This window comes from Nocardioides sp. BGA-UO-ETr-FS32, assembly GCF_059567905.1.
Window position 1 is genome coordinate 805,714 of record NZ_JCAQOX010000015.1, and the last position, 13,742, is coordinate 819,455.

At 69.3% G+C, this 13,742-nt stretch carries 16 protein-coding genes; 4 read left to right on the top strand and 12 right to left on the bottom strand.

The genetic code is table 11. From position 1 onward, the window contains the following. Nucleotides 1-185: 185 nt before the first annotated feature. From AC57BS_RS17385 to AC57BS_RS17405, 5 genes are all read right to left on the bottom strand, one after another. The gene (locus AC57BS_RS17385) at nucleotides 186-1,592 is read right to left on the bottom strand and encodes a hypothetical protein (RefSeq protein ID WP_496412695.1); all 1,407 of its coding nucleotides are present in this window, start codon (nucleotides 1,590-1,592) and stop codon (nucleotides 186-188) included. A 113-nt stretch (nucleotides 1,593-1,705) separates the two neighbouring features. Further along, nucleotides 1,706-2,200, bottom strand: a complete 495-nt coding sequence (locus tag AC57BS_RS17390; protein ID WP_496412696.1) for a hypothetical protein — start codon at nucleotides 2,198-2,200, stop codon at nucleotides 1,706-1,708. Between the two features lie 122 nt (nucleotides 2,201-2,322). Beyond that, on the bottom strand, nucleotides 2,323-2,601 hold the full coding sequence (locus tag AC57BS_RS17395; protein ID WP_496412697.1) for a hypothetical protein: 279 nt from the start codon (nucleotides 2,599-2,601) through the stop codon (nucleotides 2,323-2,325). Between the two features lie 398 nt (nucleotides 2,602-2,999). Further along, on the bottom strand, nucleotides 3,000-3,341 hold the full coding sequence (locus tag AC57BS_RS17400) for a hypothetical protein (RefSeq protein ID WP_496412698.1): 342 nt from the start codon (nucleotides 3,339-3,341) through the stop codon (nucleotides 3,000-3,002). 154 nt (nucleotides 3,342-3,495) lie between these two features. Then, complete coding sequence (locus AC57BS_RS17405) at nucleotides 3,496-3,924, bottom strand: hypothetical protein (protein ID WP_496412761.1); 429 nt, start codon at nucleotides 3,922-3,924, stop codon at nucleotides 3,496-3,498. Here AC57BS_RS17405 and AC57BS_RS17410 point away from each other — a divergent pair. Further along, nucleotides 3,836-4,948, top strand: coding sequence for a type ISP restriction/modification enzyme (locus AC57BS_RS17410; RefSeq protein ID WP_496412699.1), 1,113 nt, complete (start codon nucleotides 3,836-3,838; stop codon nucleotides 4,946-4,948). The genes AC57BS_RS17405 and AC57BS_RS17410 overlap by 89 nt on opposite strands. 222 nt (nucleotides 4,949-5,170) lie before the next feature. Here AC57BS_RS17410 and AC57BS_RS17415 read toward each other — a convergent pair whose 3' ends face one another. The 6 genes from AC57BS_RS17415 to AC57BS_RS17440 form a co-directional block, all read right to left on the bottom strand. Beyond that, nucleotides 5,171-6,097, bottom strand: coding sequence for a hypothetical protein (locus AC57BS_RS17415; protein ID WP_496412700.1), 927 nt, complete (start codon nucleotides 6,095-6,097; stop codon nucleotides 5,171-5,173). Between the two features lie 191 nt (nucleotides 6,098-6,288). Next, a complete protein-coding gene (locus AC57BS_RS17420) occupies nucleotides 6,289-6,447 on the bottom strand; it encodes a hypothetical protein (protein ID WP_496412701.1) in 159 nt (52 codons plus the stop codon). 19 nt (nucleotides 6,448-6,466) lie between these two features. Beyond that, nucleotides 6,467-7,525, bottom strand: a complete 1,059-nt coding sequence (locus tag AC57BS_RS17425) for a DUF4192 domain-containing protein (protein ID WP_496412702.1) — start codon at nucleotides 7,523-7,525, stop codon at nucleotides 6,467-6,469. Nucleotides 7,526-7,604: 79 nt separating this feature from the next. After that, nucleotides 7,605-8,222 carry a DUF3145 family protein gene (locus AC57BS_RS17430; protein ID WP_496412703.1) on the bottom strand — a complete coding sequence of 206 codons (618 nt, stop codon included), beginning with the start codon at nucleotides 8,220-8,222 and terminating at the stop codon, nucleotides 7,605-7,607. Between the two features lie 24 nt (nucleotides 8,223-8,246). After that, complete coding sequence (locus AC57BS_RS17435) at nucleotides 8,247-8,969, bottom strand: hypothetical protein (protein ID WP_496412704.1); 723 nt, start codon at nucleotides 8,967-8,969, stop codon at nucleotides 8,247-8,249. A gap of 11 nt (nucleotides 8,970-8,980) precedes the next feature. Further along, entirely contained in the window at nucleotides 8,981-9,148 is a 168-nt protein-coding gene (locus AC57BS_RS17440) for a hypothetical protein (protein ID WP_496412705.1), read from the bottom strand. A 306-nt stretch (nucleotides 9,149-9,454) separates the two neighbouring features. On the opposite strand from AC57BS_RS17440, the gene AC57BS_RS17445 reads away from it, so the two are divergent. Then, the gene (locus AC57BS_RS17445) at nucleotides 9,455-10,603 is read left to right on the top strand and encodes an ATP-binding protein (protein WP_496412706.1); all 1,149 of its coding nucleotides are present in this window, start codon (nucleotides 9,455-9,457) and stop codon (nucleotides 10,601-10,603) included. 655 nt (nucleotides 10,604-11,258) lie between these two features. Here the strand turns inward: AC57BS_RS17445 and AC57BS_RS17450 are convergent. Continuing rightward, a complete protein-coding gene (locus AC57BS_RS17450; RefSeq protein ID WP_496412707.1) occupies nucleotides 11,259-11,615 on the bottom strand; it encodes an ArsR family transcriptional regulator in 357 nt (118 codons plus the stop codon). A 595-nt stretch (nucleotides 11,616-12,210) separates the two neighbouring features. Here AC57BS_RS17450 and AC57BS_RS17455 point away from each other — a divergent pair. Both AC57BS_RS17455 and AC57BS_RS17460 read left to right on the top strand, forming a co-directional pair. Beyond that, nucleotides 12,211-12,834 (top strand): hypothetical protein, encoded by a 624-nt coding sequence (locus tag AC57BS_RS17455; protein ID WP_496412708.1) that lies wholly within the window; start codon nucleotides 12,211-12,213, stop codon nucleotides 12,832-12,834. A gap of 227 nt (nucleotides 12,835-13,061) precedes the next feature. Then, complete coding sequence (locus tag AC57BS_RS17460) at nucleotides 13,062-13,742, top strand: hypothetical protein (RefSeq protein WP_496412709.1); 681 nt, start codon at nucleotides 13,062-13,064, stop codon at nucleotides 13,740-13,742.

Genomic DNA, 13,742 nt, shown 5'->3' on the forward strand with positions numbered 1-13,742 from the left:
GGCATGGCGACCGGATGCGCGGGGCGCTGTTCCGGAGGGGGATGGCTGCGCTGAGTCGTGGTCTTCCCCGGCTTGGCAGCCGTCGTGGTGTTGCCAGTCGAGCTCGATGGAGGCTGCTGGCCGACTGTTCGGCGGCGGGCCTGGAGTTCGGCCTTGGACGGACGACACACGGCAGGTCCCCTCTCTCACTGGCCGTAGCCGCTCGTGCCGAGGCTGCGCGCGGCGGGGAATGGGGACGGTGGCTGCGACGCGGTCGGCGTCATGTCGAGGGTCCGACGCAGAGCGGCCCGTTGCAGCGGGTTGTTGAACTGTGCGACCGGCAACTTGGGTGCTGGCATGTTGATCAGATCGGTGAGGGTGGCCTCCAGCCGCGAGCGTCGTCCGACCCGGACAGGCCCGTCCGCGTGACGAGGGTTGCCGTCACGCAGGTTGCTGTTGGTACGCAGCAGTTCGCGGCGCAGTGCCTTGCCCAGCGTGTGGGTGACCTCGTGGGTTGCCTTGGCCAGCTCGACCAACTGCGTGGGCTGCAGCCGGATCGGCACGCCTTGGTCTTCCATCCGGACCACCGCGGTCGTGAGCTCGCTTTGCTGCCAGAAGCGGCGCATGTTCGGGTCCCGTACCTCGGAGACGTCGAGCAAGTGGCTGATCTGGGGCTGCAACGACTCCAGCACCTCGGCGCGTTCCTCGAAGAGCGCCGCGAACTTGCCGGTCTTGACCGACTGGCCGGCGGCCTTCGCGAACGCACGACACAGGTAGAGCTGGCTGGCCGTAACCTGCCGTGCAGAGTCGGCGGTGATCTCAGGCTCAGCGGCGTAGAACGCGTCGGAGGCATGGAGTGGGCGCAGGAACCGCGCAAGCCGTCGCTGTGCGGCCGCCAGGTCGTCAGGCGTCGAGACCAGCGACACCGGCTCCACCACCGTCGACGGCGCCGCCTGCCGCATGCGAGGGGTGGCCTCATCGGGGCTCGCGCTCGTGGCATGCCACGTCGCGACCCGGGCTGTCTGGGAGAGCACCATGCGCTTCTCGTCCAGCCTCATCGCGTCATCCGGTCGCTGATGCTCAGCCAGCAGGCCGACCTCCTCAAGGCGGGAGTCGAGCACGAGGACCGCTTCTAGGGCCACCGACACGTCGCGCATCACCCACCAGCCGGCCCCCGGATCGGTGCGCCAAGGCTGCTCGGCGGCCGCCGAGAGCGCATGAGAGGCCGCCAGCAGCTCGATGGCCGCCGCTCGCCACGCCTCGACCGTCGGATCGGTCGAGGCGGGAGCGAGGTAGTCGGCGGGGGAGCGGCGCTCGTCGAGGGGGAGCGTGGGGAGTGCGAAGGCGATGTTGTCCACCAGCGTCGCCAGCTTCTCGTCCAGCGCAGCCAGTGTCGGCTTCGGCCTAGGGGCCGGCAGGTGGTCCGGCGGCGGGTACCAGCTGTCCTGGCCGACGTCGTACAGCCGCTGCCGCAGCGCGTCGACCACGGCCTCGCGGCAATGCAGCAGCTGGTCGACCGCGGCCTCATCGGCCGGGATCACGTCATCGCGGATCAGGTTGTTCAGCGCCTGCGCCGCGTTCTCGGCGTGCTCGCCATAGGTGGAGACCGTCATCGCGGGCCACCAGCCGGGCGCCGTACGGGCCAAGTCGTTGCCATGCCCGGAGAAGCAACCGCCGCTGTGTCGGATCGGACACCGCGGCGGGAAATGCTTGTGGAGACGGGCGACTACCTGCCCGGCGGGCTGGGGGAGCGGTCTACCGGCTCCGCGACGCCCTCGGCGTCCGGCCGGCTCTCATCCGAGCCGGGTGGGTGCAGTGCGCCGGCCTGCAGCAGCCCGCGACGGGCCGTCACTGAGGCGGCGTTGCGCGGCGGGGTGGGGTCGGGGTCCCCGAAATGGCTCGGGTCACCCGGGTCGATCAGCGTGACCCAGTGCCCGTAGTCGGCGCACATCTTGGCGATCGAGGCCGGATCCGTGGCCACGTACACGTCATCGAGCCACTCGTTGCGGTTGGTGTCCTCGGCGAAGCCGTCGATGAGGGGCGAGTCCTGCATGGCGGCCACCGCCTGCTCGTACGACGAGTACGGGCCCACGACTTCCGGCCGCGGGTGCACCGAGTCGGCGAACCAGCGCAGGGTCACCCACCATCCCGACGCCGCGGGGCCGCCGTGCGCGTTGAGATAGTCGGTCCAGGTCGCATCGTTGGGCAGCGCGTTGGTCATGTCCGGAGAAGCAACCTCCGACGTGCAGGATCGGACACCTTGACCCTGACGTGACTACAGTCGAGGCCGCGGCGGGGCGCCGTGAGCGAGGCGGTGGGGGAGAGGTGGCCGTGCCCCTCCGCCTACTGCTCGCTCTTCGCGACGCGCGTCTCCCATGCCGTGGCGGGCTTCCACCAGCGGGGTCGGGCGTAGCCGACGACCCCGGTGATGTCGTCCCGGCTGAGGCCGTGCTGGGTGAGCAACTGGTGCTCGACCTGATGCCAAGGGGCGAGGTCGGTGGCGTCCTTCGGGTACTGGAGTGGGAGCCCGTCGATCTCCTCCCAGTCTCCAAGAAGGAGGGCGGAGCCCCCGTCGGGGCCGACGTCGCGGGGTAGGCACTCTTCGATTACCGCGACGATCACGTTGGCGAGGGCAGTGTGATCTCCATCGGCCGCCAAAGGCGTGATAGTGGCTTGCAGCGAGAGATAGTCGCGCCGTCGTCGGCCGTGATGCCAGGCGAGGCGCAGCCGTCGGGTGTCCGTGGTAGTTATGGTCGGCCTCCTTCGTTGGCTCCTGAGTGTTCCCGACAGGTCCGACACAACTCTGCGGCCGCGGTCAGGATGCCGCGCCTGTGAAGGCTGGACAAAGTCGCGATCGGCGGCGGCCTCGACCCCGCCGGTCCACCCGCTTCACGATTGCGCCGTGGTACCACCCGTGGGGAACGAAGTTTCGGTTCCACCGGGTTTACCAGCGCCCCGACCGGCTGGTCGAGCAGGTTGCCGGTGACCTCGCGGACCCGGCCGCGGTCATCGCAGGGTTCCTAGGCGACAGCGGCCACGCCGCGGCGCAGCAGCCGGCGAGCTGAGTCGAGGCGGAGGGTGTGCTGGAGCACCTGCGAGTCCGCCAGGAGCGCGGTGAGGCGCCGCTCGAGGTCGGCCAGCCCGGACCGAAGGTCGCCGATCTGCACCGGTACGTAGCGGGCCGGGCGCCGCTGCCCGAAGTCGGTGAGCTCGGCGCGGGCCATGCCCAGGAACGGCAACACCATGGCGTGTCCGTCCTGCCCGGTCGCGTCCTCGAGCGCGGCGAGCAGCGAGACCGCGTAGACGAAGTCCGGGGTCGCGTCGTACACGTCGCCGGCGCGATCGGTGGTGGGAACAGGCATCAGGTGTTGTCCTTTCGAGAGAGGTCGGCAGCGGACCCGGCCCCGCCACCCAGTGGAACAGAACAGGCCACGGCAGTGCACCCGCCGCGCCAGGACCGGTGACATGCAGCCGTGCCGGGCCGCCTGTGGACAGGAACTGGACTCCCGGCCGGGCTCATCGAGACCAACCCGGGGTTTCCGGTGGCCGAGGCCCTTCACCGGGCCTGGGCGGCGGGGGAGGGGGTGGAGGCGCGAGCGCGGGACGAGCCGTCTGGCCCGCCTGGCCCGGCTGACCGGGCGGGCTGGTTGGGGTGTTGGGCTGGGATCCGTTAGCCGCGGGGGAGGAGGGGTCGTGCTCGGTCGCGTGTTCGCCGGCGGCCTTCTCGGCGCTGCCGGCTGCCAGCTCGGCCGAGAGCCGGTCCCGCGTCGCGCGGACCTCGGCGAGTTCGCCGGCACGCGGGAAGGCGTCGACCAGGCCCGCCTGGGCCTTCTCTGCCTCGCGGGTGATCTTGGTGGTGTCCATCTCGACGTCCTCGAGCACCCGCTCCAGGCGCCGGGGGAGGTTCTCGACCCGCGTCACCAGGCCGATGTTCGGTTTGCGCACGTCGCCGGCCTCGTCCCGGCGGCTCCTGAGCAAGTACACCCAGCGCCAGCCCCTCAGCGTCGCCGCCGACGCCCACAGGGTCGCTCTCTACCGGCCCTTCCTCCGCCAGCACGTCTACTTCTCCTCCGACCTCAACGAGGACCGGCGCCGGCTGCCCGAGGCGTTCCCCACCCCCGCACACGCCAACCACGGGGTGCTCCTCACCGGCGTCTCCTCGCACTACGAGTTCTGCGCGATCGCCACCGACGCGATCCCGGACCTCCACCTCCTCGACACCGGCCAGTTCTTCGCTCGCTGGCGCTACGAGCCAATCGCGGAACCCGACGACGGGACTCTCGACTTCGGCACCACGGAGGAGACCGGCGAGACGGTCGACGGGTACCGCCGCATCGACAACATCACCGACGCCGCGCGCCAGCGCTTCCAAGCGACCTATCCGAGCCTGGACATCACCAAGGACGACGTCTTCCACTACGTCTACGGAGTGCTGCACTCCCCGACCTACCGGGAGGCGTACGCCGCCGACCTGAAGAAGTCACTGCCCCGGATCCCACTGGTCGCGGACTTCGCCGGCTTCGCGGCCGCCGGCCGCGACCTGTACCAGCTGCACCGGAGCTACGAGACCGCGCAGCCCTACCCGCTCGACGGCCTCAACACCAGCCCCGTCGGGAACCCCTACGAGTTCTACGCCGTCGGCGAGAAGAAGATGCGGTACGTCGGTAGCGGCGCCGACAAGGACCACAGCTCGATCCGGTTCAACGACCGAATCACCCTCGCCGGCATCCCCGAGGAGGCGCACCGCTACCGGCTCGGCAGCAGATCCGCAGTGGACTGGATCATCGACCGCTACCACGTGAAGACCGACAAGAACTCCGGCATCGTCAACGACCCGAACGCCTGGTCCCGCGAAGTCGGCGACCCGCGCTACATCCTCGACCTACTGGCCCGCGTCGTCACCGTCTCGCTGGAGACCATGACGATCGTCGACTCCCTGCCGCCACTGGACATCCGCGACCAGCAGTAGGGGTCCTGTGGTGGCCTGCTACTCGTCGCCGTCGCTTCCCACGGCGCGATCCTCGCCGCCCCGGACCAGGCGAAGATGGCCCCGCCCGGCCCAGTCAAGGTCGAGGCGCGCCTCGCGGCCCGGTGCCGGCCTGGAACCTGGGCACGTCGGGTCGTTGCAGGGCCCGAAGATCCGGTCGGCCTCCAGGTGCAAGTCATCCACGGTCGTCGTCTCCTCCCTGGTTCACCGTCGTGAGGTGGGGAGGGTCAGCACCCGAGCGCCGGACGCCGCCTCGACCGCCGATCCCTCGGCGGGCTCCGGCCGCGTCGACGGGACGCGCTCGGCCGCAGCTGCACGGATCCGCTGCACCCGCTCCAGCGAGGCGGAGCCGTGCTGCCACTGCGCAAGCTGGATCAACGACCCAGCCAGCCCGCGCTGCGCAACGATGCGGTCGGCGTCGCGCTGTACCACCGAGCGCCAGGCCCCCTCGGCAGCCGGTGCGACGTAGCTGATCGCCACCAGCACGCCGGCCGCGACCCCGATCGCAGGATCGCCGCCCGGCTGGAAGCCCTGGAAGACCGCGATGACACCGACCACGATCCGCAGATGCCACGCGAACCCGCCGGCGGACACCCACGAGAACATGCGCGCGATCTGCCGCACAACCACGAACACCAGCGTCCAAGGCAGCGCCCACAGCCGCGCCGCCAGGTCGAACCGGGACGGGCCGACCCGCTGGCTCGCGACCGCGTGCCCGATCGCCGTCGCGGCATCCTCGGTCGCCAGCCGCCGCTCGTAGAGGCCCTGCACCAGCCACGGCTCCACGATCACCGTGTCCCGGCCGATCGGAGTAGCAGGGAGGCCGTCGGTGTCGGTCAGCCGCACCAGCACCCGCCCGGGGGCGAGGTCCAGCGTCTCGAGGAGGGCCAGCGTCGGCTCGAGCACGGCGCGCTGCCCGGGGCGAGGGCCGCGGGCGAACCCGAAGATCCGGGCGGCCGGAGCCTCCAACCAGCCGCACGCCAGACCGATCGACAAGGCAAGCGTGCCCAGGAACGCGATCACCAGGCCCGCGCCGGGCAGGAAGCCCAGGCCGATGACCGCGATGAAGCTGCCGGCGACACCGGCCGGCACGACGGCGCAGAGGCGAATCAGCTTGGTCGACGTCCGCATGTTCCTCACGTCCCCTCGTGGGCAGGGAGCCTCATGAATCCGCGCCCAGCCGGCACGACCCGATCGTGCCGACACTTCCACTCTGAGTGTGTACAGAACCACCGACAGCGCAACCGCACCGCCGACGGTCTGTGGATAGCGGATCTCTATCCACAGGCCGCGCGCCGGAACCTTGACAACCGCGGCAGTGCCTACTCACGCAGGCTGCGGTTCAGGCGGTCTTGGGTCTCCTCGTCGAGGTAGAGCAAGTCGACCTTCGTGTGTCCCGCCGTGTGCGGCGCGGCGAGCGGGGGAGTGGCGGCGAGGAGCTTCGCGAGGCGCTTCTCCAGTCGCGAGCGAGTGTTCTGCACGGGTCTGTCTCCGTCCTTCTCAGCGGCCCGGGGCCGACGACTCCTGGCCGGCACCGTTGACGCCGGGGGCGTTGCTGGCGTCCTGGTCGTGGGCACGGCGCTCCTGCGCGAACGTGTCGCTCAATGCCGCCTGCTGCATCAGCGCGCCGGCGGCCGCGGGCACGGCACGGTCCCACTCACGCGGGTGCACGGCCTGCTCGAGGGCAGCGGCCACCAGGTCCGCCAACGGGTCGCTCTCCGAGAGCTGGTCGAGGGCGGTCCACGCCTGGGCTCCCTTGCCCTCCAGGAACGAGCTCAGCGCCAGCATCGTCGCCGGGCTGTCGCGCACCTCGCTCGGCGCCCGCCGCACGAGGTCCTGCCAGAACTCCGAGAAGACGGGCGCGTCCTCGCGGCTCATGCTGAACACCGCCGCGTCCCGGGCGGCGCTGTCGTGGAGCACGGCCAGCACCCGGGCCGCGTCGCCGTTGGAGAGGTACTCCCGGTCACGGCGGAACTGGTCGAGCCGTGCGCCGAGCCACTCGACTTCGGCCCGTCGGGCAGCCACATCCATGTCCAGTACGCGTGCTTCGGCGGCAGGAAGGTGCTCGGCAACCGCGGTGGGGTCGCCCTGCATCGCTGCGGCGAGGTCCTCGCGCCGGCCGACGGGCATGACCCGGCCCATCAGTGCGAACTCCGCGTCGATCCGGGCGCGGGCGCCGGGGTCGACGGTTCCGCGGGTGCCTTCGAGAAGGTCGGTCCACTCCTCGCCGTTGACCCACAGCATCGGCCCTACGGCGGGGCCGCGGCCCTCGCTGTTGACCAGAGCCCCACCCAAGGCAGCCAGCGCCTGGATGCAGGCGGGGCAGTCCTCGCCGTACGCCACGAGGGCGACGCGGTCAGGGTGGTGCCGGTGGAGGTAGACGTCGGTGAGCGCCTGGAGGAACTCCCCCATCTCTTCGGGAGAGTCGGGAATGTCGAGGCGGGCGGTGGGACCGTCGCCGAAGGCGAGGCAAACCATCCCCCGAGGAATGAACCCCAATGTGTGGGGGATGGAGGAGATCAGCTCGTCGTGCGAGCTGATCTTGAGAACGTTGGTCATCTACGATCACCTGCTCTGGTTGGAGGGCACGTTCTTACGGAGAAGCAACCGATCACGGGCCGGATCGGACAGCGGAGCGCTACCGATCTGGGGCCGTTGTCGACCGGGCCTGTCCGGGCGCGTCGGCGGGCATCCACCGCGATGGTCCGGACGCGAGCTGGTTGAGCGCGACAGCTTGCAGCGGCGCCGACGTCGGCGGCGTGTCGCCTGGGATCACGATCCCCTTGTTCGCCGAACCGAGTTGCTCAAGTGCGATCTCCCAGGTGCGGCCTGTCAGGTGCCCCAGCTGTACGCGGTCGGCGTCGGTGCGCTCGATGAGGCGGTCGATCGCCTCGCTGGTGAACACGGGGCGACCCTGCGCGTCGCAGTCCGCGACGAACACGCCCAGGTCGGGGTGATTGAGGTGCACCTCGCCGAGGTGCTCGTACTTCGGGTCCGCCCGGGACTTTCCATGCTGTGTCGGAGCGCAGCGCCGTGGCGAAGTCGGCGCTGGAGGCGACCGAGATTCGCTGTGGATGTACCCGCGGCCCAGCTCGAGCATGCGCTGGCGGCTGGCGTTGGCGGGCCGCGGCGCTGGGTCGCCAGGGAGCACGAACTCGTGTCCCAGTCCGAACTCCTCGAAGACCTCGAGGAGGACATTCACTCGCTCCGGCGGGCAGGAGTAGACGATGGCTTCAATCGGTGTGCGATCACCCATGACGCGTGGACCTCTCTCCGGGGTTCAGATGTCGGTGCCGGAGTGGCCCGGCTTGTCTGGCTGGTGGGTCTGCGTCGGGGGACCGCTGGACCAACGGCCGACCAGTTGTGCCCGGCCCCCCCGCGTGACCGCAGGCGCGTGGGCGGGCGCGTAGCTCAGTGGCCCGGCCAGTGCGGCTGAGGTCCGCGCCCTCGACTGCGCGCTCTCGATCACCGAGCGCATCATCGACACGCCCTCGTCGGCACGGGTCACCTCCTGGCCGGCGTGGTGGACACGCGAATCCAAGAGCACCAGCGCATCGGTCGCCGTCGCCGACTCGGCCGCATGCTGTGCGTGGCGGGTGATCTGATCTGCCATGGGGCGCGCGAGCGTCACGACCTCGGCGAGGACGGCGATGTGAGTCCGCAGGGCCCGGATCTCGACGTCACGGTAGTCTACGTCGGTGCCGCGGCCGAGCTGGTGGCCAGCGCGCCCGATCGCGCCGCTAGCCGCGGTGAGATGGCGGGTGAGGTCGTCGCCGAGCTCGTTCATGACGCCGGACCTGTTGCGAAGCCGCCCCAGGTGTTCGCCGGCGGACTCCAGATAGAAGTCCCTCCGCTCCTCCTGGTGGGCGTAGAAGGCGTCGGACGCGGCCTCGTCCAGGACCCGTAGCGACGAAGCTGCGACGCCGCTGAGCTCATCGACGGTCTCAGCCGCGCGCCGCAGCGCCCGCTCCGCGTCGAAGACGGCGTCGGCGGCCGCGAGCACTTCGCGCTCCTTCATCGGATCTCACCGAACCTGCGCCCGGGGTCATCGACCGTGGCGAGGATGGACCTGAGCTGGTTCGCCGCCGTCATGGTCTGCGTTAGCTGGTCGCGCAGCGCGACCACCGGATGAGGACGTGGGTTACCGGCGGCGCCGGACGAGTTGCTCGGGAACTGGTTCATCGGTCGTTCTCCTCGTGAGATGTGTGCTCTGCCGCGGAGAAGCAACCGGTCGCGCCCAGGATCGGACAACCACCGCGGAACAACATCGCCCACGGCGGCAGGCGGGGCCTGTGGGGGAGCGAGGGGTCTTCCGCAGCGGCGACGGGTGGTTGACACTGCTGGGGGGGTAGCGGACCGTTCATTCTCGCGACAGCGTCACGACAATCTGGGTCGCGGCGCGGCGTGGGTGCTGGATCCACATCCGGCCCCGCATAGGTGGGTATACTTCGGCGTGAGTTATACGGACCTATGCGGGAGGTGCTGTCCATGGAGCCGAGTCCGTACGCACCCGGTTCTCTTCCGGAGTACCTCGCTGGCCGCGGCCGCGAGCGCGATCTGATCCGCGACAAGGTCTCGCGGCTGAGCATGCTCGGTCGCTCGGGCGGACCGCTGCTCGCCTTCCATGCCCCTCGCGGCTTGGGGAAGACGTCTTTGCTGCGCATGGCCCAGCGCGACGCGATCGAAGATGGGTTTCTCACGGTGTGGGTCACCGGCCGTGACGACCGGCCGATGTCGCCGGACCTCGCGCAAGGGCTGAGCGTGGCGGTCAAGGACCGCTCCTTCGGGGAGCGGTCGAAGGCGCTGCTACACCGCCTTGACCAGATCCAGGTCGAGTTCGGAGTCCCGGGCGTCAAGGTCGGCGCAACCCTTTCCGCCGATGACAAGGTGCCGCCGGTCTCTGCGGTACTCGAGGAGTTGCTAGAGAATGCGGGCCGGTTTGCTCGCAACCACGATGCGAAGGGCCTGGTCGTGTTCGTCGACGAGTTCCAGGAGGCCCAGCTGGGGGACCGCAAGAGTCTCCTGATCGGGTTGCAGCACTTCGATGGAGCACCGGACGCAACCCCGGTCGCGATCATCGCTGCGGGGTTGCCCTCGCTGCCCGCGGCGGTGACCGAGGCGGCCACGTTCGGAGAGCGCTCGCGGTTCGTCGAGCTCGGCCTTCTCAGCGAGGTGGCTGTCGCCGAGGCGATCCGGGTGCCTGCGGAGCACCATCACGTCACCTGGGCCGACGAGGCGATCTTCGCCGCCATCGAGCTCGCCGCAGGCTATCCGCACAAGGTGCAGCTGATTGGCGATGCGGCGTGGGAGGTGGCACGCCCCACCCCGGGAAGCACGATCGCTATTGGTCACGTGCGGCGGGCCGAGGAGGACATCGAGGACCGCATGACGGGTCTGTTCCGCACCCGTCTGGCCCGCACCACGACCGAGCAGCAGCGGTTCTTGGCAGCCATGGCCGCAGCCGGCGACGGGCCGGTGGAACGAGCCGCGATCGCCACCGAGCTCGGTGTGCCAACCACTGCGGTGAGCCGGCCGCGGCAGCAACTGATCGACCGGGGCTTCATTGAATCGGTCGGCCACGGGAAGCTCCGCTTCACCATCCCCGGTTTCGCTGCCTACATCCGCGACAACGGCTGAGCCCGGACGAGGTGGCGGGGCATTCGGCTCCGGCTGGGCTTAGCCTGCGGCCTCCCGGTGTCGGCTCCATCGAAGAGGTTGCCCTGGCGTTCGAGGAACGCGGCGTCGCGTGTGCGGCACCATCGGGCAGCAGCGCCGCCTGCTCGACGTCAGGTGTGGAGGGCCGCTCGTGGTCGGCCGGGGTGGCGAGTCGCTGCACGGTGAGTCCGTAGCGGAGCCGGTGCCGGTCCCACGCGGCGACCGACGCGCCTCGTTCGGCGGGAGAGGTCCTGGAACCGTTGTTTGCGTTTCAGGCTGCGGGCGACGTACTCGTCGGGCGGGACGGCGCGTAGCCAGGTCTGGTACTGGTCGAGCTCGTCGAGACCGGCGCGGGTAGGTCGCTCGGCCCGGCCGGCGGAAGGGAGGTTGTCGCACCAGCCCTTCTCCCGAACCTTCGCGGGCTGCCTTGATCGCGCGCGCTCGGCCTGCCGTCCAGCTCGAGGGATCCCGGAGCGGTAGGCGGCCCGCTCGGCTTCGACCGTCACCAGCTCACGGGCGTACGCGTCCGCCGCGTCCTGTTCGACCTGAACCGACCGGGGCTGCCACATCAACAAGAGCAACACCAGTCACGTCGGATCGGACACCTCCTGAGAAAATGCGTCTCATCCGTTGGCTTCTACCGACCCTGAGCGGAGTCGGAAGATTGGCCGCCGGTGACGTAGTCGATCCAGCTTCGACCGAGTTCCTCTGCCCGCTGGTGGTTGGTCTCCCAGAGCACGACCCGGCCCTTCGCCCTACGTGAGCCGCGCGGGTGGTCCGCTTTGACCAGGTCAAGGTTCTCCAGGACAGCCAGATGCCTGAGCACCTGGCTGGGGGATACGCCGATCGCCTCAGCCAACTCCGGAGTGCTCATGGCTCGGAGCGAAAGGTGCCGCAGGATCTCGGTGCGTGCACTGTTGCCGATCGCGTCGAGCATCGCCAGCACCCCCTCGGGCATGTTCGGCGGCTTCGACAGACGTGGCACGGACTGCATTGTGCCGGACCCCGAGACTCGCCAGTTTCCTTCCTTGAACTGCAGTTAGTGCCGTTCATGTGTCATGCTCAGGGTAATGCAGGAACGGCCCGACCGTTCGAACCTCGGGTCACGCCAGGCCGTCAGGGGCTTGACGGCACAACGGACAATTGATTGCCTCCCCCGTTCGGGCGGGAGGGGAAGGACGCGGTCTTGGGAATGCGTCAGCAGTCGACGCGACCGGGGAACCAGGTGACCCCGGCGCTCTTGATGTGGTGCCCGAAGCCCGTGCCCAAGCAGGGTTTCAGCCCCCGTCGCGATGTCGCTCGGCAGTTCACGACGAGCAGCTGCGGACGTCACGCCACGACTCTGTGGCTGAAGCGTCCCTTTCGAGTGACGCGCGCCGTCACCCGCACGACGGAGATTTCGCGCGCAGTGTCCGATCCGCTCCGCCGCCGGTTGCCTTCATTAGTTAGAGAGCACCACACGGAGGGAAGGACGTCACCTTGAACTCGACTCCAAGAACGGCGCGGTCGGCAACCTGTCGGCCATGTCGCCGAGACTGGTGCACAAGGCCCGTGCATCGGGCAACTCGGGCTCCGGAAGGACGACGCTCATGAAGCGCACCCTCATCGCTGCAACCGCTCTCGCCCTAGCGGGCACTCTCGCCGCCTGCGGGGGAGGAGAGCCGAACTCGGACCCCACGCCGTCATCTACGGCGAGCACATCGCCAACGGCGACCGCGAGCACTGACGCGGGTGGCCTCCCGGCCGATTGGGAGTCGGAGTTCACCAAGGTCGAGCTGGCAGCGGCGCACAAGGCGATGGACCGCTGGAACGAGTACCGCCCTCTCCTCGACCAGATCCACATGCAGGGGAGGCTGACCCCGGGCGCGAAGGCAACTCTCCAGGAGTACGACTTCTGGTGGCAGCGCGACATGGTGACGCTGGGGGAGACGTACGACAAGGGCGGCCTGCGGCTTGTTGAGGGTGTGGTGCCGCTCTGGTCGTACGTGAAGTCGGTGCGGTTGAACAAGGACGGCACAGGCGACGTGAGGATCGTCCAGTGCACGGACTACCGGCCGTTGCGCTACACGCGCAATGGCAAGCCGCAGAAGGTCAACAAGCCCAAGCACCTGATCACGCCGCTACTAATCACGATGACCAAGCCGGATGCCGAGCACGGCTGGATGCACCTCGAGACGAAGCTAAAGGACAAGTCGTCATGCTCAGCCGAGTAGGGGCAGCCGCGACAGCGGCCGCCGTCGGCCTCGCGGGCGCCGTGGTGATCCTGGTCGCCGGCAGTGGCCCCACGTGGGCGGACTGCCCGCCTGACCCTGTCGACCCGGCCTCAGGCCTCTGCCTCTCCGACACGATCCCCGCGGATCCGGGTGACGCCGATCCCGGCAACCCGGGTAATGCCGGTTCGACCGGGCCAGCATGTCCGGCCGCACCTAATGGGGTGTGTGTGAACGACTACGGGTTCGTCTGGAACAGCGCGCACAACTGCTACGCGTTTCCGCTCAACCCGCAGCCCGATGCCGGATCCCCCCTCTGGCAGGGACACGATCCGACGAAGGGCGCGCTCTGGTCCTGCGATCCCACTGTCTCGGTTCCCGAGAACGTGTGGTTCGTGCCCAACGGGGCGGCGGTGATCGACCCCGCCCAGGTTGCCCAACAGCTCGTGGTGCAGGCGCCGTTCGAACTGGCCAACGCGCACATCGCGCCGCCGCCGACCTACCACACGTACATCAACTACTCGAACTGGATGTGGATCCCCGAGGACCAGTGGCACGACGTATCGGTGAGCCTGACTGTTGCCGGCGCGACGGTCACATTAGCGGCGACGCCGTCCTACACCTCGTGGGACATGGGTAACGGAGAAACAGTCTCGTGTGTGGGTCCCGGCCGTGAGTGGGTCAAGGGGCTGCCTGAGGACGCGCCGACGAACTGCTCGTACGCCTACGACGAGATGAAGGACCCCAAGGGCGACAAGTGGACGGTGTCGGCTCGGATCAACTACTCGGCTGGATGGACCTGTACCGGCAACTGTGGCGGCCAGACCAGCGGCAACCTCGGCGACGTGACTGCGCTCGCCGGTGACTCGACCTCGATCACGGTGTATCAGCGACAGACAGTAGTGAGGTAG